Origin of the sequence: Streptomyces sp. RGM 3693 (genome assembly GCF_050471125.1) — a bacterium.
Lineage (GTDB): Bacteria > Actinomycetota > Actinomycetes > Streptomycetales > Streptomycetaceae > Streptomyces.
In genome coordinates, this window is the sequence record NZ_JBMPPQ010000001.1 from 3318016 (window position 1) to 3343968 (window position 25953).

At 71.1% G+C, this 25953-nt stretch carries 20 protein-coding genes; 10 read left to right on the top strand and 10 right to left on the bottom strand.

Annotated elements, in window-relative coordinates; all coding sequences use genetic code 11:
- Nucleotides 1-168 precede the first annotated feature (168 nt).
- From ACO0M4_RS14465 to ACO0M4_RS14480, 4 genes are all read right to left on the bottom strand, one after another.
- Nucleotides 169-2445, bottom strand: a complete 2277-nt coding sequence (locus ACO0M4_RS14465) for an FUSC family protein (protein WP_430371382.1) — start codon at nucleotides 2443-2445, stop codon at nucleotides 169-171.
- Nucleotides 2446-2530: 85 nt separating this feature from the next.
- Complete coding sequence (locus ACO0M4_RS14470) at nucleotides 2531-3475, bottom strand: ornithine cyclodeaminase family protein (RefSeq protein WP_430370483.1); 945 nt, start codon at nucleotides 3473-3475, stop codon at nucleotides 2531-2533.
- Between the two features lie 123 nt (nucleotides 3476-3598).
- Entirely contained in the window at nucleotides 3599-4855 is a 1257-nt protein-coding gene (locus ACO0M4_RS14475) for a chitinase (RefSeq protein WP_430370484.1), read from the bottom strand.
- Between the two features lie 150 nt (nucleotides 4856-5005).
- Entirely contained in the window at nucleotides 5006-5770 is a 765-nt protein-coding gene (locus ACO0M4_RS14480) for a trypsin-like peptidase domain-containing protein (protein WP_430370486.1), read from the bottom strand.
- A gap of 253 nt (nucleotides 5771-6023) precedes the next feature.
- Here ACO0M4_RS14480 and ACO0M4_RS14485 point away from each other — a divergent pair, with 253 nt between their 5' ends.
- The 4 genes from ACO0M4_RS14485 (at nucleotide 6024) to ACO0M4_RS14500 (ending at nucleotide 10180) form a co-directional block, all read left to right on the top strand.
- Nucleotides 6024-6875: an endo alpha-1,4 polygalactosaminidase gene (locus tag ACO0M4_RS14485; RefSeq protein ID WP_430371384.1), complete on the top strand. Its 852-nt coding sequence runs from the start codon at nucleotides 6024-6026 to the stop codon at nucleotides 6873-6875.
- A gap of 75 nt (nucleotides 6876-6950) precedes the next feature.
- Entirely contained in the window at nucleotides 6951-7571 is a 621-nt protein-coding gene (locus ACO0M4_RS14490) for an L-threonylcarbamoyladenylate synthase (protein ID WP_430370488.1), read from the top strand.
- Between the two features lie 14 nt (nucleotides 7572-7585).
- Entirely contained in the window at nucleotides 7586-8137 is a 552-nt protein-coding gene (locus ACO0M4_RS14495) for a hypothetical protein (protein ID WP_430370489.1), read from the top strand.
- A gap of 243 nt (nucleotides 8138-8380) precedes the next feature.
- On the top strand, nucleotides 8381-10180 hold the full coding sequence (locus tag ACO0M4_RS14500) for a coagulation factor 5/8 type domain-containing protein (RefSeq protein ID WP_430370490.1): 1800 nt from the start codon (nucleotides 8381-8383) through the stop codon (nucleotides 10178-10180).
- Between the two features lie 163 nt (nucleotides 10181-10343).
- Here the strand turns inward: ACO0M4_RS14500 and ACO0M4_RS14505 are convergent, their stop codons facing one another.
- Nucleotides 10344-10751, bottom strand: coding sequence for a DUF3224 domain-containing protein (locus ACO0M4_RS14505; protein WP_430370492.1), 408 nt, complete (start codon nucleotides 10749-10751; stop codon nucleotides 10344-10346).
- A gap of 103 nt (nucleotides 10752-10854) precedes the next feature.
- On the opposite strand from ACO0M4_RS14505, the gene ACO0M4_RS14510 reads away from it, so the two are divergent.
- From ACO0M4_RS14510 to ACO0M4_RS14520, 3 genes are all read left to right on the top strand, one after another.
- On the top strand, nucleotides 10855-11838 hold the full coding sequence (locus ACO0M4_RS14510; protein WP_430370494.1) for a helix-turn-helix transcriptional regulator: 984 nt from the start codon (nucleotides 10855-10857) through the stop codon (nucleotides 11836-11838).
- A 302-nt stretch (nucleotides 11839-12140) separates the two neighbouring features.
- Entirely contained in the window at nucleotides 12141-12230 is a 90-nt protein-coding gene (locus tag ACO0M4_RS14515) for a tryptorubin family RiPP precursor (RefSeq protein ID WP_020930389.1), read from the top strand.
- Nucleotides 12231-12307: 77 nt separating this feature from the next.
- The gene (locus ACO0M4_RS14520) at nucleotides 12308-13357 is read left to right on the top strand and encodes a cytochrome P450 (protein ID WP_430370496.1); all 1050 of its coding nucleotides are present in this window, start codon (nucleotides 12308-12310) and stop codon (nucleotides 13355-13357) included.
- A gap of 153 nt (nucleotides 13358-13510) precedes the next feature.
- Here the strand turns inward: ACO0M4_RS14520 and ACO0M4_RS14525 are convergent, their stop codons facing one another.
- Nucleotides 13511-13696, bottom strand: a complete 186-nt coding sequence (locus ACO0M4_RS14525; RefSeq protein WP_430370498.1) for a hypothetical protein — start codon at nucleotides 13694-13696, stop codon at nucleotides 13511-13513.
- A 208-nt stretch (nucleotides 13697-13904) separates the two neighbouring features.
- Here ACO0M4_RS14525 and ACO0M4_RS14530 point away from each other — a divergent pair, with 208 nt between their 5' ends.
- Both ACO0M4_RS14530 and ACO0M4_RS14535 read left to right on the top strand, forming a co-directional pair.
- Nucleotides 13905-15473, top strand: coding sequence for an SDR family oxidoreductase (locus tag ACO0M4_RS14530; RefSeq protein ID WP_430370500.1), 1569 nt, complete (start codon nucleotides 13905-13907; stop codon nucleotides 15471-15473).
- Nucleotides 15470-16843, top strand: coding sequence for a cryptochrome/photolyase family protein (locus tag ACO0M4_RS14535; RefSeq protein ID WP_430370501.1), 1374 nt, complete (start codon nucleotides 15470-15472; stop codon nucleotides 16841-16843). The genes ACO0M4_RS14530 and ACO0M4_RS14535 overlap by 4 nt, the downstream gene beginning before the upstream one ends.
- Nucleotides 16844-16856: 13 nt before the next feature.
- Here ACO0M4_RS14535 and ACO0M4_RS14540 read toward each other — a convergent pair whose 3' ends face one another.
- The 3 genes from ACO0M4_RS14540 to ACO0M4_RS14550 form a co-directional block, all read right to left on the bottom strand.
- A complete protein-coding gene (locus ACO0M4_RS14540; RefSeq protein ID WP_430370503.1) occupies nucleotides 16857-17750 on the bottom strand; it encodes an RNA polymerase sigma factor SigF in 894 nt (297 codons plus the stop codon).
- Between the two features lie 265 nt (nucleotides 17751-18015).
- The gene (locus tag ACO0M4_RS14545; protein WP_430370505.1) at nucleotides 18016-18471 is read right to left on the bottom strand and encodes an SRPBCC family protein; all 456 of its coding nucleotides are present in this window, start codon (nucleotides 18469-18471) and stop codon (nucleotides 18016-18018) included.
- 62 nt (nucleotides 18472-18533) lie between these two features.
- A complete protein-coding gene (locus tag ACO0M4_RS14550) occupies nucleotides 18534-18866 on the bottom strand; it encodes a hypothetical protein (RefSeq protein ID WP_430370506.1) in 333 nt (110 codons plus the stop codon).
- 176 nt (nucleotides 18867-19042) lie between these two features.
- Here ACO0M4_RS14550 and ACO0M4_RS14555 point away from each other — a divergent pair, with 176 nt between their 5' ends.
- Nucleotides 19043-20035, top strand: coding sequence for a hypothetical protein (locus tag ACO0M4_RS14555; protein WP_430370508.1), 993 nt, complete (start codon nucleotides 19043-19045; stop codon nucleotides 20033-20035).
- 76 nt (nucleotides 20036-20111) lie between these two features.
- Here ACO0M4_RS14555 and ACO0M4_RS14560 read toward each other — a convergent pair whose 3' ends face one another.
- A complete protein-coding gene (locus ACO0M4_RS14560; protein ID WP_430371385.1) occupies nucleotides 20112-25781 on the bottom strand; it encodes a toxin glutamine deamidase domain-containing protein in 5670 nt (1889 codons plus the stop codon).
- Between the last annotated feature and the right edge of the window lie 172 nt (nucleotides 25782-25953).

Sequence of the window (25953 nt, forward strand, 5' to 3'; positions counted from 1 at the left end):
TCTTCCGCACAGCAGGTCTGACCTGCGGGTTCGTAAGGGGGGAGCAGATCGGGCGGCACGGCGGGAGGGCTGGGCGCCCTACGGGAACGAGGGAAAGGTTTTACCGGGAGGTGACGGAGGCGGGGCGGGCGCCGGCCGGTCCGCCCCGCCCGGCGCCCGCGACCCGCGTCAGATGTTCTTCCGCCCGGCCCGCCCGGTCACCGGCACGTCCAGGGCACGGGCGATGCCCACCACACCCTCGTCGAGACGCTGGAGGTGCCGCAGCACACGGAAGGTGACCGTGTGCGACGGCGGCACCGGGGAGCCGTCCGCGTCCAGCAGTGAGGCGATGCTGGCGCCCGCCTCCACCTCGCCGTCGGCCGGCTCCTCCTTCACCCGGGCGGCGATCAGATCGATGTTGCGCGCGATGCGCCGGCCGACGCGTTCGAGCCGGGGGTCGGCCGCCACCGAGCGGCTGGACGGCAGGACTTCGGCCGTCGCCGCCAGCGACCGGGCGTGATAGGCGCAGGTCTCCAGGAGCGCCACCAGATACCGCGCGGTCTGCCGGCGCACCCGCAGCGGGGTGATCGGGTGCATCAACGGCTGGGTGGAGTCGCGCAGGTCGTTCAGCGCGGTGTCCAGATCGCGCGCCAGGGTCAGCAGGTCCGCCGCCGGCCCGCCGGAGAGCTGCGCCACCGCCGCCGACACCGCCTCCTGCAACCGGTCCAGGACGGCACCCAGGTGCTCGTCGGTCCGCCGGTCGGTGTGCACCGGCAGGACGAGCACCGCGGCGATGATCCCGCACGCCGCGCCCAGCGCGGTCTCCTCGATGCGCAGCACCAGCGTCGCGACGCTGTAGGTGTTGAGGAGGGTGTAGAGCAGGCCGAGCATCGCGGTGACGAAGAAGGACATCAGCGCGTACGACAGCGGCGCGGTGAAGAACATCCCGAAGACGCAGAGCAGCACCAGGGCGAACGCCGTCCAGGTGTGGTTGCCCACCAACCCGGCCAGCGCCACACCGGCGACCACACCGAGCACCGTGCCCAACAGCCGGCGGTAGCCCTTGACCAGGACCTCGCCCGTGGAGCCGGTGTTGAGGAACACCACCCAGCAGGTCAGCACCGCCCAGTACCAACGCTGGGTGGACAGGAACTCCCCGCCGACGATGGCCAGCGCGGAGCCCGCCGCGACCTGGAACGCGGCCCGGGTGGTGGGCCGCTGGAGGCCGGTGCGCTCGTCCTCCTCGTCCTCCTCCACACCGACTATCGCCAGGTCCTCGGCGTCGAACTCCTCCCGCGAGCGGGTGGTGGCGGAGGTGTCGTCGGACTCGTCCTGCGGCCCGTCCAGCGCCAGTCGCAGACCCAGCACCGCGCGGGCGGCCTCACCGAGCGCGCGGAAGGCGTCCTGGACGGCCATTGAGCCGCGCGGCAGGTCCTCCTCGTCGCGGTAGCCGAGCAGCCGGTTCCGTACGTGGGCCAGGGCGGTGCCGCGGTCCCCGGGTGCCCGGCGGGCCACCAGCAGGCCCAGTGCGTCGAGGTCCCGGCGGAGCGTGGCCACGGCGTCGCCCTCGGACTGCATGCGGTTCGCGGTGGCCGGTACCGGGGCGTGCGGCAGGTGCAGGGTGAGGGTGTCGGTGCGCTCCGCGCTGCGCGCGTTGAGCAGCGTCATCCCCAGGCGTTCGGCGGCGATCTCGGCGTCCGCGATCCGGCGCTGGAGCAGTGCGGCGGTGGCGGAGTCGCGGGTGCCCTCCTCCAGGCGGCCCTGGATCATCAGCGCCGTCTCGTGCAGCCGGGCGGTGTGCCGCCGAAGGTCGTCGAGGACGCTGTCCAACTCCTCGGGCCCGGTGTCCACCAGCTCCCGGTGGGTGGCCACCAGTTGGGCCAGGCGGGCCCGGAACGCCTCCCGCAGTCGGCTCAGGGTGCGTTCGGGGGTGTCAGGGAAGACCGCGAACCGGACCACCGCGCTGCACACGAACGCGACGGTCAGCGTCAGGAACAGCTCCGGCAGCGTTGCCACGGTGGCGTGCACGAACAGCGAGACGAAGTAGACCTGAAAGCCGATCAGCCCCAGTGCCGTCCCGCGGTCGCCGAACCGGCGGGCGTAGGCGGCGCCGAAGATCAGGGCGATGAAGAACAGGTCACCGGCGATGATCCGGCTGTGCAGCAGCGCTCCCAGTGCCACCGCGGCCAGGGCCACCGGCAGGCCCAGGGCGAGGGTGACGGCCTGGCCGCGCACCTCTTTCTCCCGGATGGCGAAGGTGGCGACCATCGCGGCCATGGCACCCGCGACCAGGAGCGTGACGCCGGTGCCGAGCAGGGCCAGTACGACGAGGGCCAGCACGATCGCCCCCACCGTGCGGAGTCCGGCCATCAGCCGGAGCAGTCCCGGGTCGGATGCCGCGAAGCGGTTCCAGGTGCCGGTAACGGTCCGTCGTATTGCTGCCTTCACGCTGCCGTACGCCCCCATCTTTGGCATCGACCGAGGTCACGCGCCTCGGCCGGGCGCCCCCAGCATTGCACGAGGACCGTCGGAACGGCCGGTGAGTGTGCCGTCAGGTGGCTTCGTACGCGGCGCCCGCGACCGCGAGGTCCTCCCACGCCATGCCGACACTCTTGAAGAGCCGGGGACGGTCCGGGTCCACGGCGGCGGCTCCGGTGGCCAGGCCGGCGAGCGTCACCAGTGCCTCCCGGTCGAGCCGGCCGCTCTCCAGCTCCGGGATGAGGTCGCCGGCTTCCCGGGCCGCGGCGGACCGGGACTCGACCACCACCGTGCTGCGCAGGACGGTGGTGCCGTCCACCTCGCGGCTGCCGCGCTCGTGGGAGCCGACCGCGGTCACCGTGGCGTGCGGCGGGAGCAGGGCGCCGTCGAAGAGCGGGGTGCGGGCGGTGGTGCAGCAGGCGACCAGGTCGGCGCCGGCGACGGCGGACGGCTCGCCGGCCTCCACGGTGAGCCCGGTGTCCCGGCGGGCCGCGGCGATGAACCGCTCGACGTTCGCGGGGGTGCGTCCCACCACGGTGACGTGGGTGAGCGGACGCACCGCGCGCAGCGCGTCCAGGTGGCCGCGGGCCTGTGGGCCGGTGCCGAACACCACCAGGCGGCCGGCCTCGGGGACGGCGAGCAGGTCGGCGGCGAGGGCGGACACCGCGGCGGTGCGCACGGTGGTGAGCGCGATGCCGTCGAGCAGTGCGAGCGGGGCGAGGGTCGGGGCGTCGAAGAGCAGGTACTGGCCTTGGACGCGGGGGAGTCCGACGGCCGGGTTGTCGGGGGCGACGGTGGCGACCTTGACGCCCGCGTACCGGCTGCGGTGCGCGGGCATCAGCAGCAGCTGGCCGTGCTCGACGGGCACGATGGTGCGCGGCGGATCGGCTTCGGGGTCCGGCCCGTCGCGCAGTGCGGCGCGGAGTGCGTCGACGGCCGCGGCCATCGACAGGGCGCGCAGCAGGTCGGTCTCGTCGATGGTCCGGGGCGGGTGGGGGCCTGGGGGAGTGGCGCTCATACCGCCGAGTCTGCCCCGGCAGGCTGCCGGGATGTGTGATCTTCGGCGCACCGGGCGCGCGGGGTCGCGGCAGGAAGGGCGGAGGGGAGGAGCGGCCCGGTGGACCGCTCCCCCCGTGTGGGGTCAGCAGGCGCCCAGGTCCTGCCAGACCCCCGAGCCGCCGGTGGACGGGGCCTCGCCCTGGGTCCACCACCGGGCCTTCCAGGTGTGGCCGTTGGCGGAGACGGTGTCGCCGCCCACGTAGACCGTCCCCGCGTTGTAGGGGCTGGCGGCGCAGCTGCCGCCCGGGGGTGTGGTGGGCGGCGGGGTGGTCGGGGGTGTGGTGGGCGGGGTGGCCCCGGCGAACTTCACCGAGAACTTGGTGAAGTCCCAGGCACCCTGCGGGACGCTGCTACAGGTGCCGGAGGTCCGGCCGTTGTTGTCCGGCGGGGTGCACTGCCGGTCCCGGTTCACGGACCAGTTGGTGAAGCGCGCCATGTGGTGGGAGGTGGCGAAGTCCAGCACGGTCTGGAAGTCCGCCTGGGTGAAGAACTCGCCGGTGTCGCTGCGCCCGTTCATCTGCGAGATGCCTTCGTGGGCGTAGGCGGTGGCCTCGTCCCAGCCGAAGGTGGACCGCAGTACGGCGTTGAGGTTGGTCAGTGCGGAGGTCTGGGCGGCGGCGCCGTTGAAGCCGCCGTCGAACGGCATGATGGAGAAGTTGTCCGGGACGAAGGACTGGGACTTGGCTTCGTTCAGCATCTGCTTGCCGAACCAGCCGGTGCCGTCGGCGGTCCCGGCGGTGGTGACGGAGAGGTAGAGGCCGGGGTTCTTCTGCTGGAGGATCTTGGCGGCGCCGATCTCGTTGTGGATGGCCGCGGTGTTCTCGTACTCCGGCTCCTCCAGGTCGAAGTCGAGTGCCTTGAGGCCGTACTTGTCGATGACTTGTTGGTAGGCGGCGGCGGTCGCCTCGGGCGTGCCGCATGCCTGGCCGAGCTTGGTGCCGTTGTAGCCGCCGATGGACGCGGAGACGTCGCCGCCCTTGGCGCGGATCGCGGAGATCACCCCGGTCACCGCGGTGTCCGATGCCACCGGGTGGAGGCCGTCCCAGGTCGGCGAGCAGCCGCCGCCGTTGGGCGCGAGGATGAAGGCGAGTTGGAACGCCTTGAGTCCGGTGGCGTCCATCACCGTGCCGGCGTCCGGCGGGTCGTTGTCGAGCGGCATGAAGTAGGGCGCCGCCGCGTACCAGTTGCTGCCCAGGGACGTGGGGGCCGGGGCGGCCGCTGCGACGGAGGGCTGCGGGGCGGTGCGGTGGCCGGTGGCGAGCGCCGTGCCGGCGGCGCCGAGCGCGAGTGCGGCCGTCGCGAGGGCGGCGGCGAGAGTTCTGACGTGACGAGGTGGCACTTGACCTCCACGAGCCGACGAGGGGGTGGTCCAGACCAATCGCCCCACAGCGTGAACCCTCATCGTGGGCACGTCAACACTTTGGACTGGACCACTGCGCGAAGTGCCCCCCCGGGGCGGGCCCCGGGCGGCACGGACGCGCGGTGCGGCTCAGGTCGCCAGGTGGAAACCGGCCCCCACCCCGCCGTGCGCGTTCATCTCGTCGATGATGCTCAGGATCGGCGAACTGTGCTGGGCACCCCAGGCGTTGCCGACCAGTGTCTGGCCGTTGACGACCGGGGAGCCGGAGTCACCGCCGTTGGTCCATATCAGGTGGGTGAACCACATGTTGTGGGTGCCGAGCTTGATGCCGCAGGTCAGGCCAGTCCGGTGGCCCTGCTTGCACATCCGGGTTCCGTTGGCCGGCGGCGCCCCGATCGAGGTGATGGTCACCCCGCCGACGGTGGTGGTGGGCGCCACCCGGCTCTCGTCCAGGCGGATCACCGCGTAGTCCAGGCCCTTGGGTCCGGTGTTGAGCAGGTTGTTGGGCGTGCTGACGTACGTCACCGTGCCGATGGACCCGGTGTTGAGGTCCGGGGTGCTGTTCTCCAGCGGGGCGGGCGCGGCTGCCGTCCCGACGGGTGAGGAGTCCAGGTAGACCTGCTCGCCCACCAGCTTGTTGCCCTGTTCGTCGATGAAGCAGTGGGCATTGGTCAGGCCCACCAGATTGCCGGCCTGGTCGCGCCCGACCGCGGTGAGCGTGCAGACGTAGTAGCTCTTGTGCTCCTCCGGCGTCGGCTGCATCCGGAAGATGATGCCGCTGCCCCCGCCGACGGCCGTGCGCGTGGCGGTGCTCGCGCTCGCGGCCGGGGCCGCAGAGAGGGACAGACTCGCCAAGAGGGCGGCGGCGCCGAGCGCGCGCAGAACGCGGAACATGCGATCACTCCCCGTGTGGTGCTCAAGTGGTCGAACGACTGACGCGCTCAGCTAACCGCCGGGGGAGCCGACCGAAGGGCCAATCATCCATTTTGGACCATGTGAGGTGCGTCACGCGTTCGCCAGTGCTGACGCTCAGTCAATCTCCGTTTCGCGACGTGGTGTTGACCTGCCCGGCCGCGGACCTTTGGGGCGGTCGCCGGTCGGGCCGTTACGGTGACGCGCCGTGGCTACTGTGTCCTCTATGTCTCGCATGCCCGTGCCGCTCCGCCGTGCCGCCGGTGCCCTCGCGCTCGTCGCACTGCCGCTCGCCGGCTGCTCCACGGCCGGGCCGGCGCCCGGACCCGACCACCCGACCGCGGCGCAGACCACCCGCCACGGCCTCCGACTGCCGGCCGCCAACGCCGTCTTCGACTACCAGATCGGCGGCCCGTACCCCCCGGCCGACGACGTCACCGTGGTCTCCCGCGACCGCACCGCACCGCCCGCCCCCGGCCGCTACACCATCTGCTACGTCAACGCCTTCCAGGCACAGCCCGGCGCCGACGCCCGCCAGTGGTGGCAGCGGCACCACCCCGCCCTCCTCCTGCGCGACCGGGACGGCGAGCCGGCCATCGACGAGGACTGGGACGAGCCGCTGCTCGACATCTCCACGCCCGCCAAGCGCACCGCCCTGATGGGCGTGGTGGGACCGTGGATCGACGGCTGCGCCAAGGCCGGCTTCGACGCCGTCGAACCGGACAACCTCGACTCCTACGAACGCTCCCACGACCTGCTCACCAAGGACGACGCCCGGGCCTTCGCCGCCCTCCTGACCCGCCGCGCCCACGACCGGGGACTGGCCGCCGCGCAGAAGAACACCAGCGACCTCCTCCCCGAACGCCGCCGCACCGGCTTCGACTTCGCTGTCACCGAGGAGTGCGCCCGCTACCAGGAGTGCTCGGACTACGCCGAGACCTACGACGACCGGGTCTTCGACATCGAGTACCGGCGTCCAGACTTCGACACCGCCTGCCACACCTGGGGCGACCGGCTCTCCTTCACTCTGCGCGACCGCAATGTCAGCCGGCCCGGCGAGCACGGCTACGTCCGCCGCGCCTGCTGAAGCACCCGCAAACCCGGTCGGTGCCGCCCGTGCCGGGAACGTCCACCGGCGCGACGATCACCTAGACTCGCGAAAATGGCCAAGTACTTCGACGTCCACCCGGAAAACCCCCAGCGCCGCACCGTCACCACGGTCGCCGACGCCGTCCGTTCCGGTGCGCTCATCGCCTACCCCACCGACTCCTGCTTCGCCCTGGGATGCCAGCTGGGCAGCCGTGACGGCATCGACCGCATCCGGTCGATCCGCAACCTCGACGACCGTCACCACTTCACCCTGATGTGCCAGAACTTCGCGCAGCTGGGCCAGTTCGTACAGATCGACAACGACGTGTTCCGCGCGATCAAGGCGGCCACCCCCGGCCGCTACACCTTCATCCTCCCCGCGACGAAGGAGGTCCCGCGCCAGCTGCTCCACCCGAAGAAGAAGACCGTCGGCGTCCGGATCCCGGACCACACCGTCACTCAGGCGCTCCTCGCCGAGCTGGGCGAACCGCTGCTCTCCAGCACCCTGCTGCTGCCCGACGAGGAAGAGCCGCTGACCCAGGGCTGGGAGATCAAGGAACGCCTCGACCACGTGGTCGACGCGGTGGTCGACTCCGGCGACTGCGGCACCGAGCCCACCACGGTCATCGACTTCTCGGGGGGCGACGCCGAGATCGTGCGGCGCGGCGCCGGCGACCCGTCGCGGTTCGAGTGACCGGCGGCCCAACGATGACGCGTACACGGAACCGTGCGATAGCGGCGCTCGCCGTCACGCTGGCCCTTCAGGCAGGGGCGGCCGGAGCGGTGCTGGCCCAGGCGGGTCCGGCGGCGGCGAGCGCCCCTGCCGCGTCCCCGGCCGCCGCGATCAGGGTCACCGAGGGCCAGGTCGGCGAGGTCGGGCCCGGTGGCACGCTCATCTACCCCGCGGTGACCAGCTGTCTGACGGTCACCGTCCGCCTGGCGGACGGCGGGCTGATCGGCGCGCACGCCAGCCTGTTCCAGGTGCCGGGGGAGTACCGGTCGGACCGGATCCTCGCCGCGGTCAAACAGCGGGTCGGTACCCGGGCGGTACGCGCCGTGGAGGTGCGGGGCGCGGTCGGTGCCTGGCACCCCGGCTACTTCACCAAGGCGATCGAGAGCTACCCGGACGGCGCGCAGGTCCCGGTGCCCTCCCGGCCCGACCCCGACGGCCTGGCCCGGGCGGTGGCCGACGGGCTCGGCCAGCCGCGCGGCAAGGTCACCGTCTGGGACCTCCCGGACGGGGACCAGACGGTGAACTGAACCACCGCATCGGACGCATCGGACACTTCTTGAACGCGACAGGAGTGCGCCGCTGATCGCGTCCAGCGCCGCGTAACGGCACCAACTTCCCTTATGGGCACGTACCTTGACCGTGCATTGGTGTCGCTACGCGGAACTCCGGTCATGGCTCTTGACGCACCCTTCACGAAGCTGAAGCATGCGACGGCGGGAGCGCGCTCCCCACCCCCCACATCTTCACTTCCTGAATCAGGAGAGTCGCCCATGACCCCTGCCTCCAAGGAATCCCCCACCCCCGAACGGCCCGCCGTCCGCCGCCGGTCCGTCCTCGGAGCCGCCGCCGCTGCCGCCGCGGCCCCCACCCTGCTCGGCCTCGCGGGGACGGCCGCCGCCGCACCACGCAGCACGCCGGGCGCCCTGCCCGGCGGCGGCGACCTGGGCCCCAACGTCCTGGTCTTCGACCCGTCCACCCCCGGCATCCAGGCGACGTTGGACGAGGTGTTCGCGAAGCAGGAGAAGGCCCAGTTCGACAGCGGGCGGTACGCCCTGCTGTTCAACCCGGGCACGTACCACGGCCTCAACGCCCAACTCGGTTTCTACACCTCCATAGCCGGCCTGGGACTGTCCCCCGACGACACCACCATCAACGGCGACGTCACCGTGGACGCCGGCTGGTTCAACGGCAACGCCACCCAGAACTTCTGGCGCTCCGCCGAGAACCTCGCCCTCGTCCCCGTCAGCGGCACCAACCGCTGGGCCGTCGCCCAGGCCGCCCCGTTCCGCCGGATGCACGTCCGCGGCGGCCTCAACCTGGCGCCCGCCGGCGACGGTTGGGCCAGCGGCGGCTACCTCGCCGACAGTCGCATCGACGGGACGGTGGAACCGCGTTCCCAACAGCAGTGGTACACCCGCGACAGCACGGTCGGCGGTTGGTCCAACGGGGTGTGGAACATGGTCTTCTCAGGTGTCGAGGGCGCCCCCGCCCAGACCTTCCCGAACCCGCCCTACACCGTGCTGGACACCACCCCCGCCTCCCGCGAAAAGCCCTTCCTCCACGTCGACGGCAGCGCCTACCGGGTCTTCCTGCCCGAGCTGCGCACCAACGCCCGCGGCGTCACCTGGGGAAACGGCACCCCGCGCGGCACCTCACTGCCCCTGTCACAGTTCTACGTCGCCAAGCCCGGGGACGCCGCGGCCACCCTCAACCAGGCCCTCGCCCAGGGACTCCACCTGCTGCTCACCCCCGGCATCTACCACCTCGACCAGCCGATCCAGGTCACCGCGGCCAACACCGTCGTCCTGGGCCTCGGTTACGCCACACTGATCCCTGACAACGGTGTCAGCGCCCTGAAGACCGCCGACGTCGACGGCATCCGGCTGGCCGGCTTCCTCATCGACGCCGGACCGGCCAACTCCGACACCCTCCTCGAAATCGGCCCGGCCGGTGCCTCGGCGGACCACTCCGCCAACCCGATCACCGTCCAGGACGTGTTCCTCCGCATCGGCGGCGCCGGCCCCGGCAAGGCCACCACCGGCATCGTGGTCAACAGCCGGCACACGCTCATCGACCACACCTGGGTCTGGCGCGCCGACCACGGCGACGGCGTCGGCTGGGAGACCAACCGCGCCGACTACGGCATCCGCGTCAACGGCGACGACGTGCTGGCCACCGGTCTGTTCGTGGAGCACTTCAACAAGTACGACGTGCAGTGGTACGGGCAGCGGGGCCGCACCGTCTTCCTCCAGAACGAGAAGGCGTACGACGCCCCTAACCAGGCCGCCGTCCAGGACGGCGACGTACAGGGCTATGCCGCCTACAAGGTCGCCGACTCGGTCACCACCCACGAGGCATGGGGCCTCGGCAGTTACTGCTACTACAACGTCGATCCCGGCATCGTCCAACACCACGGCTTTGCCGCGCCCAACGCCCCGGGGGTGAAGTTCCACGACCTGCTGGTCGTCTCGCTCGGCGGCAAGGGCCAGTTCGAACGCGTCATCAACGACACCGGCGCACCGACCTCGGGCAGCACGACCGTCCCGTCGACCGTGGTGGCGTACCCCTGACGGTCAGTCGACTCGTGCCGCCCGGCTACCCACTTCGCCGCCCGCGAGCCGGCACGGTTCGTCAAGGGCAGTGGCACGATCCTCCCGCCGCTCTTCGACACTCCTCGGCCGCCGCCGACACCGGGCGGGCCGGCACCCCGCCGGCCCGCCCGTCCGGCACCGCTCAGCCCACCTGGTAGTCGAAGGCGTAGGGGAAGGACGGCTCGCCGGCCCGGCAGGCGTAGCTGCCCGACCCGGTCAGCCCGACCAGGTCCCCGGTGGCCGATCCGGGCACGACCGCGAAGGCGCAGCGCACCGTGCCGTCGGCGTCGAACGTGCCGCGCTCCTCGACGACGAAGGTGCCCGCCCGCCCGTCCAGGCGGCCGGTCAGCAGCTCCATGCCGGTGAACGTCCCGGTCTTGTCCGAGGTGTAGACGATGCTGTACTCGCAGATCGTGTGGGCGGCCTCGATACCGCCGGAGAAGGAGTTGGTGACGGAGGCGTGGGCGAGCCGCGGGCTCGTGTCCTCCGAACCGACCGGGCGCTCCTCCCAGTTGGCGTAGGTGATGCGGCCGGTGGTCTGCGCGGGCATGGCTGTCCTTTCGGTCTGCCGCACGGCTGGTACGTGTGCGGTGTGCGACCAGCCTGACCGTCGTACCTGACACCTTCTGTCAGGTACGCGGGACAATCGGACCATGCGCGCCGACCGGCTCCTCGCCCTGCTCCTGCTGCTCCAGAACCGCGGACGGATGACCGCCACCGCACTCGCCGCGGAACTGGAGGTATCGGTCCGCACGGTCTACCGGGACATCGAGGCGCTCAGTGCGTCCGGCGTCCCGGTCCGCACCGACCGCGGGCCCGACGGCGGCTACCGCCTGATGGACGGCTACCGCACCCGACTGACCGGGCTCACCGACGCCGAGGCCGGTGCGCTCTTCCTCGCCGGAGCCCCCGGCCCGGCCCGCGACCTGGGACTGGGCGCGGTGCTGGCGACCGCCCAGTTGAAGGTCCAGGCGGCACTCCCGGCCGAACTCGCCGAGCGCACCCGACGGATCCAGGACCGCTTCCACCTGGACGCCCCGGCGTGGTTCCGGGACGCCGACCCGGTCGCCCACCTGGCGCCGATCGCGCGGGCGGTGTGGGAACAGCGGGTGCTGCGCGCCCACTACCGGCGTTGGCGCGGCGAGGTCCACCGGGTGCTGCGCCCGCTGGGCATCGTCCTCAAGGGCGGCATCTGGTACCTGGTGGCGCTCGTCGACGAGGCGGTGCGGACGTACCGGATCGCCCGGTTCCTGGCCGTGGACCGCACGGACGAGGCGTTCGTGCGACCGGCCGGTTTCGATCTGGCCGCCTACTGGGCGGAGTCGTCCCGCCGCCTGGAGGCGGCGCTGCACCAGGACACTGCACGCCTGCGGATCTCCCCACAGGCGCGCCGGCTGCTGCCGATGCTCTACGGCGCGGTGGGCCGGCGGGCCCTGGAGGATGCCGGAGCGCCGGACGCGGACGGCTGGACGGTGGTGGAGATGCCGGTCGAGGGGCCGGCCGTGGCCGTCGGCGACCTGCTCAGACTGGGTGCGGAGGCGGAGGTCCTCGGGCCGCCCGCACTGCGCCGGGCGGTCGCCGAGGCGGTGGCTGTCCTGGCCGGCCGGTACGGGGCGGCGGCCGGCCCGCGGGAGTGACCTGTTCGGCACACCGTGGGTGCTCAGGTCCCCGTTCCGTAAAATCTTCGATGCTTCATGACAAGGGCCAACACCACCGTTCTATACGGCATTTGGCATGTATATCCGCTACATCGGGATCAATCGCCCGCTGCGGGGGGCGCTTTTCGCCACCCCGCACCGCGAACGCCCGTGAAACCCGGGGTGGTCGTTCTTTGACGTGATACGGGTCACTTGACGCCACCGAGGCCCCGACATTCACTTCTGCGGCGGTCGAAGACCCATTCGACGGCCTGCCACTGGGGAACAGACCCTTCCCCGCTATGGAGGTACGGATGAAGTTCGTTCGTCTCGTGAAGCGGATGCGCAGCGACAAGAGCCTCAAGGCGTATGCGTGGTACGGCTGGATCTGATCGGCCCATGCCCGTAGAGGACGGTGGTGGGCCGGGCGTGACGGCCCGCCACCGGCCCGCGTTCCCGGAGGTTCTTGATGCCCCAGCGACCGACCGTCAGCCGCGGCGGCCGGCGGGTGCGCTTCGCGCCCAGGATCGATGCGCTGCTCAGCCGCCACACCGGCCAGGACCTGTTCCGGCTGGAGCCCACCACGATCGGCGTCGCGGGCGCCGACCTGATGGATGCCCTGCTCCGCAGCCGGCCGGCCAACGCCGAGGAGCGCCCGACCTTCAAACCCGTCCTCGGCCGGCACGTCAACCGGGCCGACGCCGCCGCCTACATGCAGGCCGTGGCGGCGGACGTGCGGAAGGCGCTCCAGCGCCCCTTGGAGACGTCGGTCGACCTGACCGGTCCGTGGCCGCAGGTGCCGCACGCCTACCTCCGGGACCTCGTTTTCGGACGGGAACTCCGGCGCTTCCGGATCCTGGTCGACCGCAGACTGGAACTCACCCCGAAACTGACCTGGTCCGCCGTCACATCGGGCGCCGCCCTCCTGCGCCGCCCCGACCGCGTCGAACCCCTCTCGAAACTCGCCACCCTCGTCCTCGACTCCACCGGCTTTCCGGACCGCCGATACGCGATGTACCTCTACCGGCGGGTGGCGGCACCCATCTGCTTCACCGTGGCCGCACTCGTCACCAACGCGGTCTGGCTGGGCACACCGTTCGACGACACCGTCCCGAACCGGCACCTCCTCGCCGAGGCGCTCCGACTGCTGCCACCGTCCTGGAACATCCTCCGGTCGGCCTCACCCGAATTCACCGCGGTGGACGCCCGGATCGGCCCGGCCGACGACGTCCTGCTGCTGCCCCTCCTGAGCCACCGCGACCCCGCGCTGTGGGAGGACCCCGACGCCTTCCGGCCCGAGCGGTGGGCGGACCTGGACCCGGACGATCACCCCGGCTACCTGCCGTTCGGCCACGCCAACGAGCGCTGCTGGGGCCGCCACATGGTGCTGCCGCTCGCCGAGCGCCTCCTCGATCTGGTGCGCCGGGACGGCCTCACGGTGCGCCCCGCCCAGACCGTCGGCCGGGTCGAACTCGACGGCCTGATGGAAGTCGCGGAGGTCCGGGTGACGCGGGGGTGACGCGGGCGGGCGGGGGGACGCGCGGCTGTGCGGAGCATGACTGCCAACTGCCGGTCCAGGCCCGGTAGAAGGCGGGCTAGCAGAATTGACGCCCCGCCGTTTTTGCCGTAGCGATGCCCCTCCCCGTCATTAGTGACGGGTCGTCATCTCTGGTCACGGTGCCGTGAGGGCGCGCGCGTTGGTGGCGGCGTAGGCGGCGAAGCAGCGGAGTGGGCGACCCGTGACGCGGGCCACGGCATCCGTGACCCGGTCCTCGGCGCCGTCGGCGATCCGACGGTCCAGGTCCGCCAGGAACGCCGCGAAGTCCGGCGGCAGCACCCGTGCGTGCCGCGCGCGCATCTCCTCTTCGAACACCGCCTGGTGGCCAGTCGAAGGCCACCGGTTCGGCACCGGCGGCGCACCTGACCCGCACCGGGCCGAGCCGCGCCCGCCGCCGTTGCCCAGGCCCTGCCGGCCCGGCGGCGTGGCGCGTCCGCACGGGCTCCCGGAGCCGATGGGATGTCCGGGGAGGCCGCACGGCAACGAGGCGAGAGGCGGTGGCGACAGCATGAACGCCCCGGAGACACCCCCGGAGACACCCCCGGCGACACCCCTGGAGGAACGCCGCCGGCGGGCCTGTCTGGTCACCGGCGCCACCGGGTACATCGGTGGCCGACTGGTGCCCGAACTCCTGGCCGCCGGGCACACCGTCCGCTGCCTGGCACGCTCCCCGGAGAAGCTGCGCGACCATCCCTGGGCGGGTGACGTCGAGGTGGTACGCGGCGACGTCACCGACGTCGCCTCGGTGGGCGCGGCGCTGCACGGGGTCGACGTCGCCTACTACCTGGTGCACGCCCTGGGCACCGGCAAGGACTTCGAGGAGACCGACCGCCGGGCCGCCCGGATCTTCGGCGAACAGGCCCGCGCCGCAGGCGTCCGGCGCATCGTCTACCTCGGCGGGCTCACCCCCGCGGACGTCCCCGAGGACGAGCTATCCCCTCACCTGAGATCGCGCGCCGAGGTGGGCCGGGTGCTGCTGGCCTCGGGCGTGCCGACCGCGGTGCTGCGCGCCGCCGTCATCATCGGCTCCGGGTCGGCCTCCTTCGAGATGCTGCGCTACCTCACCGAACGGCTCCCGGTCATGATCACACCGAGCTGGGTCCGCACCCGGACCCAGCCGATCGCCGTCCGCGACGTGCTGCGGATCCTCGTCGGCTGCGCCCGGCTGCCGGCGGACGTCAACCGCACCTTCGACCTCGGCGGCCCCGACGTCCTCACCTACCGCGCGATGATGCGCCGCTACGCGAAGATCGCCGGACTGCCGCGCCGGCTCATCCTGCCCGTGCCGGTGCTCACCCCGGGACTCTCCAGCCACTGGGTCGGCCTGGTCACACCGGTGCCCTCGACGATCGCGCGCCCGCTCACCGAGTCGCTGCGCCACGAAGTCGTCCGCCAGGAGCACGACATCACCCGCTACGTGCCCGACCCGCCGGGCCACCCGTTCGACTTCGACACCGCCGTGTCCCTGGCACTCCAGCGCATCCGCGACGCCCAGGTCACCACCCGGTGGTCGTCCGCCTCGGTGCCCGGCGCCCCCAGCGACCCCCTTCCCACCGACCCGGACTGGGCCGGCGGCAGCCTCTACACCGACTGTCGGGAACGCGACGTGGATGCCCCGCCCGACGTGCTCTGGCGCGTCATCGAGGGTGTCGGCGGAGTGCACGGCTGGTACTCCTTCCCGCTGGCCTGGGCCGTCCGCGGCTGGCTGGACCGGCTGGTCGGCGGGGTCGGACTGCGCCGCGGCCGGCGCGACGCCAGCCGGCTCCGGGTCGGCGACTCGCTGGACTTCTGGCGGGTGGAGGAGATCGAACCGGGGCGGCTGCTGCGGCTGCGCGCCGAGATGCGGCTGCCGGGCCTTGCCTGGCTGGAGATGTCCTGCCGGGCCACGGACGGCGGACGGGCGCACTACCGGCAGCGCGCCGTGTTCCACCCGCACGGGCTGCTCGGCCACGCGTACTGGTGGAGCGTGTCACCGTTCCACGCGGTGGTCTTCGGCGGGATGGCGCGCAACATCGCCCGGGCAGCCGCCACGACCACCGGCCCAACACGCCACAGCGGCAAGGGAGTTGCGCCGTGACCGTCGCCGTCGTCCTCTACACCTCCGACCTGCGGCTGCACGACCATCCGCCGCTGCGCGCGGCCCTCCGCTCCGCCGACGCCGTCGTCCCGCTGTTCGTCCACGACGACGCCCTCGCCGCGACCGGCTTCAGCGCCCCCAACCGCCGGGCGTTCCTCGCCGACTGCCTCACCCAACTCGATGCCGGCCTGCGCGAGCGCGGCGGCCGGCTGGTGGTCCGGGCCGGTGACACCGTCGAGCAGGTCTGCCGGGTGGCCACCGAGGCGGACGCCACCGAGGTGCACCTGGCGGCCGGGGTCAGCGGTTACGCCACCCGCCGGGAGGAACGGCTGCGCCGTGCGCTGGAGGCCGAGGGGCGCCGGCTGTGTGTGCACGACGCGGTGATCACCGCGGTCCCGCCCGGCGCGGTCGTCCCGGCGTCCTCCGACCACTTCGCGGTCTTCACCCCCTACTTCCGGCACTGGTCCCGGCAGCAGCTGCGCGCCCCGTTGGCCGCCCCGCGCGAGGTCCCGGTACCCGGGTGCCTCGGCTCGGCGGCCCTCCCGTCGACCAAGGACCGGTCCGGGGTCTCGGAAGGACTGGCGGCGGGCGGCGAGGCGGTGGGCCGGACCCGCCTGACGGCCTGGCTGCGCAGCGATGCGGCGGCCTACGCGGACCGCCACGACGACCTGGCCGGCGATGCCACCTCGCGACTCTCCCCGCATCTGCACTTCGGCACCCTCTCACCCGTCGAGCTGGTCCACCGGGCCCGCCGGCTCGGCGGCCCCGGCGCCGACGCCTTTGTCCGCCAGCTCGCCTGGCGGGACTTCCACCACCAGGTCCTCGCCGCCCGGCCCGACGCGGCCGCCGCCGACTACCGCACCCGCCAGGACCACTGGCGCACCGAGGAATCGGCGGCGGACGAGATCGCCGCCTGGAAGGCCGGCCGCACCGGATATCCCGTGATCGACGCGGCCATGCGCCAACTGCGCCACGAGGGCTGGATGCACAACCGCGGCCGCCTGCTCACCGCCTGCTTCCTCACCAAGACGCTGTACGTGGACTGGCGGGTGGGCGCCCGGCACTTCCTGGACCTACTGGTGGACGGCGACCTCGCCAACAACCAGCTCAACTGGCAGTGGGTGGCCGGCACCGGCACCGACACCCGCCCCAATCGCGTTCTCAACCCGGTCCTCCAGGCCAAGCGCTACGACCCCGACGGGGCCTACGTCCGCCGCTGGGTGCCCGAACTCGCCGGGCTCGCCGCGCCCGCCGTCCACCAGCCGTGGCGGCTGCCGGCCGACGAACGCGCCGGCTACGACTACCCCGAGCCGCTGGTCCAACTCGCCGACGGGCTGGCCCGGTTCAAGCGCGCCCGGGGCCGTGCCTGACGGGCCGTCGACGTCAGGACTGGCCGACCAGCCCCGTACGCAGTCGGCCGAGGATCCGGGCGAGCAGCCGGGAGACGTGCATCTGCGACACGCCGAGCTCCTCCCCGATCTCGGACTGGGTCTTCTCGTGGACGAACCGCAGGGTGAGGATCCGGCGGTCCCGCTGGTCCAGCTTCCGCACCAGGGGAGTCAGGGCGTGCAGGTCCTCGGCGAGTTGCAGCCGCGGGTCCTCGTCGCCCAGGGCGTCGGCGAGGCTGCGGGCCGATTCGTCCTCCCCCGGGTCGGTGGGCTGGTCCAGCGACCCGGCGGTGTAGCCGTTGCCGGCGATCAGCCCGTCGATCACCTCGTCCTCGCCGATCCCGAGGTGCTCGGAGAGTTCGGCGACGGTGGGGTCCCGGTCCAGGCGGGCGAACAGGCGCTCCTTCGCCTGGGCGAGCTCGATCCGGAGCTCCTGCAGTCGTCGCGGCACGTGGACCGCCCAGGTGGCGTCCCGGAAGAACCGCTTGATCTCGCCCATGATGTAGGGCACCGCGAACGTCGTGAACTCGACCTCGCGGGAGAGCTCGAAACGGTCGATGGCCTTGATCAGCCCGATGGTGCCGACCTGGATGATGTCTTCCATCTCGCTCGGGTCGCCGCCGCGGTTGCGGAACCGGGCCGCGACGTACCTGACCAAGGAGAGGTTCATCTCGACGAGCGTATTGCGCACGTACTGGTACGCGTGGGTGCCTTCCTCCAACTCCGCGAGCCGCTCGAAGAACGGCCGGGACAGGGCCTTGGCGCTCTTGGGCGCGACCTTGGAGGCGTCCGCGATGTACGGCAGTCCGCCGGCTCCGGAGCTCACGGTCCGGTGGTCCCGGCCCTGGCCGTGCCGCGTTCCCGTGTGCGTGCTGACTGCCGTCGTCATGGCTGCCCTCCCATTGGATCATGGTCCGGTAAGCGGCGTCTGCCCTTCGTTCGCGGGACGAAACACCTTGCGTTCCCTTTTCGCCACCCGGAGTCTTGACGCGCCGTCAGGCTCTTGTCGCGGAGGCGATACGGAACTCCGCCGGCCTACACGTGCCCACCGAACGGCCGGGGGTCGGGGGCGCCGGTGCCGGGTGTCCCGGTGGTGGGTGTCCCGGTGGTGGGCGCGAGAGGGCCGGTGCGCCGGCGATGGTGCTGACGGGGCGTCAGTTCGAAGTGGCGATCTGCCGGTCGAGCTGCTCCAGGACGTGCGGCCAGGCGTCCCGGTGTCGATCGCGCGCCGCCTCATCGGCGAACCCGGCATGGGTGAGCCGCAGCCGCGCCCCGGCCCCCTCGGCGGCACATTCGACCGTGACCACGGTCTCCGCGCCCTGGGTGCCACCCGCGCCGGTGACCCACGTCAGCTGGACCAGCCGATCCGGATCGAGCCGCAGGAAACGGCCGTAGTGCGGGTGGCGGACCCCCTCGTGCTCCGTCTCGAAGAAGAACGCCGTGTTCACCCGGCCCTGCATCAGCACCGACCCGGGGGCCGCGAACCAGCGGTCGAACTGCTCCGTCCAGGCGCGGTACAGCGCGGTGGGCGTCCCGCTCATGAGGCGCTCGACGGAAAGCTGGTGCGGTCGGGAGGAGAGGTCGGGGAAGCGTGTGGACTGATCAGTCATGGCGGAAATGTAGCGCAAGTGAATAATTGGGGCATTTCTTCGGCGGTGTCCGGACTGGTGGACTACTTCTCCGTGTCGTGCTGCTGCTTCCGGTAGAGCGCGATGGCCTGTTCCGGCGGGTAGTTGGGCAGCGTCGAGATCACGCCCGTGCCCTTGGCCACGACGAAGCTGCTGCCGCCCGGCGGCGTGGGCAGCGGCCGGCCGTTCGGATCCACCGGCTTGGCGTAGATGGCGTAGACGAGATAGCCCAGGTCGAATTCCTGCACGTGCAAGGGGGCCGGGTTTCCGTCAAAGGAACGCGGCTGACCGAACCTGCTCCGCACGGCTTCCAGGGCTTCCTCGGAATTGGTGGGAACGGACTGCGGGCCGGCAGGAGAGCCGTGGTCGGACGTCATGGTGATTCCTTCTCTGCGGAGGGCGCGAAGAACGCCCGGGGGATAACGGGGAAGAGGTGTTTCATTACGGGGAGTTGGTGTGACGGGAGGGGGAGTTTCGGCTGTCGACGTGACGGTACTCCGGTTTCCGGGCGGACCGCGGAAGCCGCCCGGTCCGCTCGGTTAGGGTCGTGTGCATGAGTGAGGACATTGCCGCACTGGTACGTCGCCTGGCAGCCGAGAGCCGGGAGGACCGCGCGGCCGCACGGGACGCGCTGACCGCTCTCGGCGCCCCGGTCGTCAAGCACCTGCTGCCGCTGCTGCGGAACGAAGAAACGCCGGGCAACACGGCCGCGGAATCCTGCCTGGAAAGCCTCGGCCACGCGGCGATCGCCCCGCTCCGCGAGGTGCGTGCACAGGGCCCGGGCAGCCTCCGGAAGGCCGCGCTGCGCATGCTGGCCGTGCTCGGTGGCGGGGACGCCCTGAGCGAAGCGGACCGGGCGGCCGTCGAGCGCCTGGTGCGGATCAAACTGCCGGACGAGCAGCCCGGCGACCTCCCCACGGGCCGTTGGGTCGCGTTGCCCAAGGCGGAAGTCGCCGATATCGTCCGCGCGTTGGATCTGCACGACGTCCGCCCCGTCACCACGGCCATGGGCATCTCCGCCGCAGTGGAGAACGAGAACTCACTCGATTACCCGGGCGAGGCCGGCAGTGCACGCACCGCCTACCGGGTCTTCATCACCCCGGAATTCGACGGCTGGCGGCTCCTCTACGGAACGGAATACCTCAACGACCACTGGTGGAACGTCGTGAGCCGGCTCAGCAGGCATTGCGGGGAAGCTCATTTCTACGCCGTCGACGACTACGACGGCGCATGGGTGTGGTGGATTTCGGAGAACGGACAGGACCGGCGCGGCTACCGCACCTACGGGGATCCGGAGTGGGTCGGTGAACCGATGGAATTCGAGCGGGACCTGATGCCGGACGAGGACGCGGACGAGGATGCGGACGAGTACGACGATGCCGCCGAGGAGTACGCCGAGGGAGTCCGCGACCCGGAAGAGGTCGCGTCCCTCATCTCCGTTCAGCCGACCGTGGTCGAGGTGCTCGACAAGGTCGGTCACGGCTGGCTCGCCGTGACCGATCCGGAGGTCGGCCACGGCCGGTTCCGGGGCGCCCTGCACATCTGAGGGCCCTTCCGGAGACGGGTGCCGCCGCCGTGGCAGGACGCCGGCGGCGGCACCGCGCGCCCCTCGGCGCGCGCCGCTACGCCAGGCTCGGCTGGATCTTGCGCCAAGTCGCGTCCAGATGCTCGATGTGCCGTTCCATTTCGCGGGTCATGGCTTGTTTCTCGGGCGTCTCGGACTCTTCCTTCCGCTTCCTGTACTCGTATTCGATCATGTCCTGGAGTGCTTTGCGGGTCTTCGCCTCGTCGAGCCCGTCGATCTTCTTCTTCTCCTTCTCGATCCACTGCTGAGTATGGCCCGGGCGACCGTCGAGCCGAGCCGTGATGTCCTTCCGAACATCGGCCAAGGGCTGATCGGCAACCGCCTTCTTCAGCTTCGCCTTCTCTTTGTCGAGCTCCTTCTTCGCCTGGACATCCTGCGGATCGGCGCGGTACGTCGTGCTGTAGTACACCTTCGTGTCTTTGGGGGTCATGGTGCGCAGCACATCCGAACACCGGGCATAGCCCGGCCCCTTACCGCACGGTTCACGCTCGGTGTAGAGCGCCTTCGCCGTGTACTCCTTGCCCTCCTTGTTGGCCCGTGCCAGCCACTCCAGGAGGTGTTTCTCCGAGTGCCGCGACGAAACGTTCTTCTCGCCCACCGGGACGGAAGAGTCCGCGACGTACTGCATTTCCTTCGCGGGCGGCGGCCCTTCGACCTCCAGTACCGCGTAGTTGCGGTCGGAGAAGTCCGGGGAGTTCTGCTTCAGGCTGTTGGGAGCACCGTCGTTGAGCTTCAGTTGCTTGAGGACGTTGTTACCGCTGTTGCGGTGCCCCCGGACACCCAGCGACTCCTTGGCGTTCTTCGCGCCGCTGTCCTTCGAGCCGTCCTTGGGATCGGCCTCGTTCGGCTTGCGGTACGGCTGCTCGACCTTGACCGGATGTTGTCCCACGCCGTGCTGTTCGTGGAATCCCACGCTCAGCCGCGCCAAGGACGAGACGACCGCGAGCTTTTCGCCGCGCTCCAGGTCCTTGAAACCGGGGAGCCGCTTCTCCAGGTCGCTTTCGGAGAATTTCTGCGGTCCTTTCCCCGCGTCCGGGTCACTGGAGTCCGCATGACCGGTCGAGGCCCGGAAGACCTTGGCCAGATTCCCGTCATCCGCCCAGCGGGTCAGATGGGAGTGGACCCGGTCGAGCGGGATGCGGTGCACGTCCCGCTCGTCGCGAAGCTTCCCCTGTGTTGGGTCCGGCTTCTTCCCGTACTCCTTCGAATCCGGCTTCTCCGCGTCGAGGGTGTGCTTACCTTCCTTCTCCTGCTTGGCGGTGTCGCTGTCACCGCGGTCGCGCGGATCGGAGTAGGGCTTTTTGTCGTCGGCCTTGGCGTCGGTCTTCGAGTCGGCCTTCGAGTCGGCCTTCGTATCGGGTGTGGCGTCGGTCTTGGCCTCGATCTTGCTGTCGACCTTGCTGTCGTCCTTGTTGTCGGACTTGGCTTCGGCTTTGTGCTCGTCGCCCTTCGTCGCGTCCGCGGTGGACGTCGTCGTTTGGTCGTGGTCCGGCTTGGTGGTGCTGTTCCCGTTCGTGTCCGGCTGCGCGGTGTGCGGCTGGCTGTCGAGTTCCATCGACGTGTTGGAGTTGGAGTTGGAGTCGGGGTCGGGTTTGGTGGGCTTCCCGGAATTGTTGTCCGTACCCCCGCCCTGTGGCTCGTGGTGCGGCTGCGATGGGTGCGTGGAGCCGTCGACGTCCATGCGGTCGCCGAGGTCCAGGGCATGGACGCGGTCCGCGAGGGAGTTGGGAGGGGTCTGCGGCGGTGACGCGGTACTGGTGTGGGAGTCGAGAACCGATTGCTGGGTCGGCCCGCCCTCGTCGTCCACCTCCATCCGGGTCCGTTTGTTGTTATCGGACTCGGAGGCCGGGGCAGCGGATTCGCCGTCACGCGAAGGCTGATCGGTGGCCTTGCGCTTGTCTCCGGAGGGTTCGGTGGCCTGTGGCCGGTCGCCCTCCGCATGGTTCGGATCCGACGTGCTGTGCCCCGCGGTGCCGGCGTTCGAGCCTTCGGAGCCATTCGAGGGGTGAGGCGGCCCGGTCGTGGACGATGCGTCGTGGGATTGGGATTGGGAGTCGGAGTGGGAGTCGGCGCTGCCGGAGTCGGTGGGATGGTCCTGGGCCGGATGGAGCGGGTTCCGGTTGGCGTCCAGTGGGATGTAGAAGACGTCGGTGGCGCCATCGGTGTTGATGGGGTGGTGGCTGACCTCGCCGCTCTGGGTGTCGACCCAGACGATCTTCCCGTTGTGGTTGACGGCGTTGAACGCATGGCCGCCGCCGCCCGCCCAGTTGACCTGGACGATCGCCGCGGAGCCCGGCCCGGCCTTCAGGAGGTCCTGGGCGACCGCATGGTGACCGTCCGGGCTGGTGCCCGCGTACGAGTGCGGTGCGCCGGCCCAGTCGATGATGTTCTCGTTGGCCTTGGACTCCGGTGACCAGTGGTCCGGGGTCCCGTCCGGGGTGACGTCGGGAGTGCGGGGCGCGGAGACCTGGGGGTTGCCGTACCAGGTCTCCAGGAACGAACGGCTGCAGTCGGCACAGTTGTTGGAACGACCCGGCACGTTGGTGCCGCCGTCGTTCTGCAACTGGGACCAGTCGGAGGTCGGGTCGGGGAAGCGTTGCGGAGTTCCGTCGTCGTTCCGTGGGACGGCGTTCTCCAACGCCTGCTGGTCCGCGGTGTGGGGCGGAAGCAGGCCGCCGGGCGACTCCTGGATGCCGGCCCGGATCTCGTCGAGGTCCGGACGGTCGTCGGGCGTGTGGGGCGCGTCGGACCCGGCGGACCCGTCCGCATCCGGGTGCTCCGACTGCTCCGATTGCTCCGGGTGCTGGGAGTGCTCGGACTGGTCCGGTTGGTCCGGCTTCTGGTCCGTGGACGGGGACTCGGAGGGGTCCGGGTCGTGTTTCCCAGGGGCCTCGTCTTTGTGCTCCGGGGTCTTGTCGTGGTGTTCCGGGGCCTCGTCCTTGTGCTCCGGAGTCGTGCCCTTGTGTTCCGGAGTCGTGTCCTTGTCAGGGCTCGCGTCCTTGGTCGGCCCCTCATCCTTCTTGGTCGGGCTCTCGTCCTGGACGGGACCGTGTTCCTGGTTGTTATTCGGTGTCTGGTTGTGGTCGTGGTCGGGCTTGGGTGGGGCGTCCGGTGACGGTGAGCCGTGGTCAGGTGCGGCCGGCGCGGAACTTGCGGACGGCCGTGCGGTGGGCGGAGGCGGTGCGTCGTGGGCGGGCGGTACGTGCTGCGGAGGGCGGGACGGGCGCGGGGACGGCTGCACACCGTGCGGCCGCTCGGTGCGCGGCGGTTGTCCGGCCCGGGGAGGGGCGTTTCGCGGGGGCGCACCACCGTTGCCGGTCGGTGAGGCCCCGGAGGGAGGCGTGGGGGTGGACCGTGGGGGCGCTGCGGATGAAGGGGCCGAGGCCGTGGGGGCGCCCGTGGTGGGGACGGTTCCGCCACCCATGACGACGCCGGGCGGCGGGGCGTGCTGAGTGGACGGCGGGGGCGTGCCAGCCGGGCCCGGTGTACCCGGTGTGTCTCCGCCGGACGGCGACGGGTGTGCGATGCCCGGGGGCGGCGGAGCCAGGGTCGCGCTCTCCGTTTCCACGGTGATCGGGCCGTCCTCGTGGGGACGGTGCGGAGCGGTCTGGTGCGGCGTGCCGGATGAGGAGGGGCCGGAGTACCCGTGACCGGACGAGGCCGTATGGGGCGCGGCGCCCGTTGCCGCACCGCCGCCCGTTGGCATACCGCCCCGGCTGCTCCCGCCGGCGTTGCCGCTGTCGTTCTGTGCGGTGGAGTCGGTGGAGTGGTCCGACGTGGGGGCCGAGGGGGAGGTGTGGTCCTGCCCTGGGGAGGGCGGGGGAACGCTCGCCTCGGGGCGGCTCCCGGAGTCCGGGGATGCTGTGGGCGAGGAGTCGTGGGTCGGTGTCGGTGTCGGGGTCGGAGCCTGGGGAGATGTTGGGGTGGCCGGTGGGGTGTGATGCGGCGAGGGGTTCGCATCGGCCCCCGTGCGCGTGGTGCCGCTGCCTTGGTGTTCCGGCGCCGTGCCTTGGTGTTGGGGCGCGGTGTCGTGGTGTTGCGGTGCGGTGTCGTGGTGTTCCGGTGGGTTTCCGGTGAGGCCGGGGCCGTCGGTGTGGGTGGGAGCCGGCGCGGGCCCGCTGTCGGGCGGCGTGTTCGGACCGGTGGCATGGGAAGTGTCCGGACCGGTGGTGTGGGAAGTGTCCGGGCCGGAGGAGTCCGCCGTGGGGGAGTGGCCGGGGGCGGGAGGCGGTGCCGATGCCGTGTCCGGCCTGGTGGGCGAGTCCGAGTCCGGCCGCGTCGTCGAGCCCGAGCCGTGATCGGAGCTGTGATCGGATCCGTGGTCGGAGCCGTGGTTGTTTCCGTCACCGATTCCGTTGGCAGAACCGTGGTCCGTGCCCGTCGCGGGCGAGGGGCCCGAGTCCGGGGACGGTGACGACGGGGGCGAGGCGGGGGGCGACGAGCCGTCGGGCGTTTGCCCGGTCGACTGGGCCTCCCGGTACCCCTCGTCGAACGGCGTCAGCCGGCTCGGCGGCGGGGAGTCGGAAGGCGTCGACCCGGGCGGGCCTCCGCCGTCGGTCGGGTGACTGCCACTCCCGGAAGTCGGCGAACTCCCGTTGGTAGAAGTGGAGTTCGGAGAGGCGTTGCTGTTGTTCGCTCCGGTCGGGGCACCCGCACCGCCGCTGTGGCCGGCGCCGTCTGACGGTACGTCATGCGATGCTGCGGTGTCCGATGAGGTGTTGCCTGCTGAGGCGTTGCCCGTCGGGGAATTCCCCAGTGACGAACTCCCGGAGGACGTACCACCACCGCCGACCGTCGACGAAGTGCCGCCTCCTGATGAGCCCGAGCCTGAACCCGAACCCGAACCCGAACCCGAACCCGAACCTGAGCCCGAGCCCGAGCCCGAACCCGAGCCTGAGCCCGTGCTCTCCGACGAAGTGCCGCTCCCGCTGGTGGATTCGTGCCCCGAGTCTCCGCCGGACTGGTGTCCGGCGGCCGAATCCAGGCCGTTGCGGACATGGTGGCCCGCCTTGGCGCCGGCGCCGTCGCGCAATGCCTCGGTGAACGTCTGCCCCGAGTTCTCCAGCGCGTTGGCGCCTTCCTCGGCGCCCTTCTTGACGGTACGGCCGACGTCGAATCCGCTCTGCGCGTCGAAGCTCATGTTCACGGACTGTGCGATGACATCCGAAATCATGGCCTGTAGTGCGGAGACCGCGGGTTCCTTGGCGGTTTCCAGAGCCGCGTCGAGCACTTGCTTCGCGGCTTCCTTGATGATTTTCCGCACGATCGCGCGGGTGGCCGCGGTAGCCGCCGCCACGCCTATCTCCGACAGGCCGAAGGTGAACGGTGCCGCAGCCTGGGCCGCGATGATCTCCGCCGCAAGGATCGCCAATTGGGCGATCACCGCGACTTTCATGCCGATGACGAGGCCGGCGGCGATGTCCAGGGCGACGGCGATGGTCTCCGCGGCGGTCCGGGCGTCGGCGAAGTATCCGGATCCGGAACCACCGGTGAACTTCTCCCAGGTGGTGTTGAAGCCGTCGATCGAGTCGCCGGAATTCTGCGAGAGGACGTTGCCGGCCGCCGTGACGCCCCGCTGTTGGAGATCTGCCACGCCGGAGGCGAAGTCTCGCCACTGCTGGGCGGAATCCCGCAATTTGTCTTCGTCTGCCGTGGGCCAGTCGAACCCCAGCATTTCAAGGACCCACTCAAGTGCGTCCGGCAGCATCAACGACACGGCTGGGTTCCCCCGGCAGGCTCTAGGTCACATATGTACGGAGCGGAAGAAGGTATGGCAAGGGATAAGGAAGCGAACATGCGCAGGCCAAAAGGGGAGGAGTGGATAAACGGGCGGGGAGCGGCGCAAAGCGGAAGGAAGGGGTGAACGGAGAAACGTCGCC

What these genes read in the sequence shown, in the direction of transcription:
- ACO0M4_RS14465 (WP_430371382.1), bottom strand. Translation starts at nt 2,445, where the DNA reads ATGGGGGCGTACGGCAGCGTGAAGGCAGCAATACGACGGACCGTTACC.
- ACO0M4_RS14470 (WP_430370483.1), bottom strand. Translation starts at nt 3,475, where the DNA reads ATGAGCGCCACTCCCCCAGGCCCCCACCCGCCCCGGACCATCGACGAG.
- ACO0M4_RS14480 (WP_430370486.1), bottom strand. Translation starts at nt 5,770, where the DNA reads ATGTTCCGCGTTCTGCGCGCGCTCGGCGCCGCCGCCCTCTTGGCGAGT.
- ACO0M4_RS14485 (WP_430371384.1), top strand. Translation starts at nt 6,024, where the DNA reads ATGCCCGTGCCGCTCCGCCGTGCCGCCGGTGCCCTCGCGCTCGTCGCA.
- ACO0M4_RS14490 (WP_430370488.1), top strand. Translation starts at nt 6,951, where the DNA reads ATGGCCAAGTACTTCGACGTCCACCCGGAAAACCCCCAGCGCCGCACC.
- ACO0M4_RS14495 (WP_430370489.1), top strand. Translation starts at nt 7,586, where the DNA reads ATGACGCGTACACGGAACCGTGCGATAGCGGCGCTCGCCGTCACGCTG.
- ACO0M4_RS14500 (WP_430370490.1), top strand. Translation starts at nt 8,381, where the DNA reads ATGACCCCTGCCTCCAAGGAATCCCCCACCCCCGAACGGCCCGCCGTC.
- ACO0M4_RS14505 (WP_430370492.1), bottom strand. Translation starts at nt 10,751, where the DNA reads ATGCCCGCGCAGACCACCGGCCGCATCACCTACGCCAACTGGGAGGAG.
- ACO0M4_RS14510 (WP_430370494.1), top strand. Translation starts at nt 10,855, where the DNA reads ATGCGCGCCGACCGGCTCCTCGCCCTGCTCCTGCTGCTCCAGAACCGC.
- ACO0M4_RS14515 (WP_020930389.1), top strand. Translation starts at nt 12,141, where the DNA reads ATGGAGGTACGGATGAAGTTCGTTCGTCTCGTGAAGCGGATGCGCAGC.
- ACO0M4_RS14520 (WP_430370496.1), top strand. Translation starts at nt 12,308, where the DNA reads ATGCCCCAGCGACCGACCGTCAGCCGCGGCGGCCGGCGGGTGCGCTTC.
- ACO0M4_RS14525 (WP_430370498.1), bottom strand. Translation starts at nt 13,696, where the DNA reads ATGCGCGCGCGGCACGCACGGGTGCTGCCGCCGGACTTCGCGGCGTTC.
- ACO0M4_RS14530 (WP_430370500.1), top strand. Translation starts at nt 13,905, where the DNA reads ATGAACGCCCCGGAGACACCCCCGGAGACACCCCCGGCGACACCCCTG.
- ACO0M4_RS14540 (WP_430370503.1), bottom strand. Translation starts at nt 17,750, where the DNA reads ATGACGACGGCAGTCAGCACGCACACGGGAACGCGGCACGGCCAGGGC.
- ACO0M4_RS14545 (WP_430370505.1), bottom strand. Translation starts at nt 18,471, where the DNA reads ATGACTGATCAGTCCACACGCTTCCCCGACCTCTCCTCCCGACCGCAC.
- ACO0M4_RS14550 (WP_430370506.1), bottom strand. Translation starts at nt 18,866, where the DNA reads ATGACGTCCGACCACGGCTCTCCTGCCGGCCCGCAGTCCGTTCCCACC.
- ACO0M4_RS14555 (WP_430370508.1), top strand. Translation starts at nt 19,043, where the DNA reads ATGAGTGAGGACATTGCCGCACTGGTACGTCGCCTGGCAGCCGAGAGC.
- ACO0M4_RS14560 (WP_430371385.1), bottom strand. Translation starts at nt 25,781, where the DNA reads ATGCTGCCGGACGCACTTGAGTGGGTCCTTGAAATGCTGGGGTTCGAC.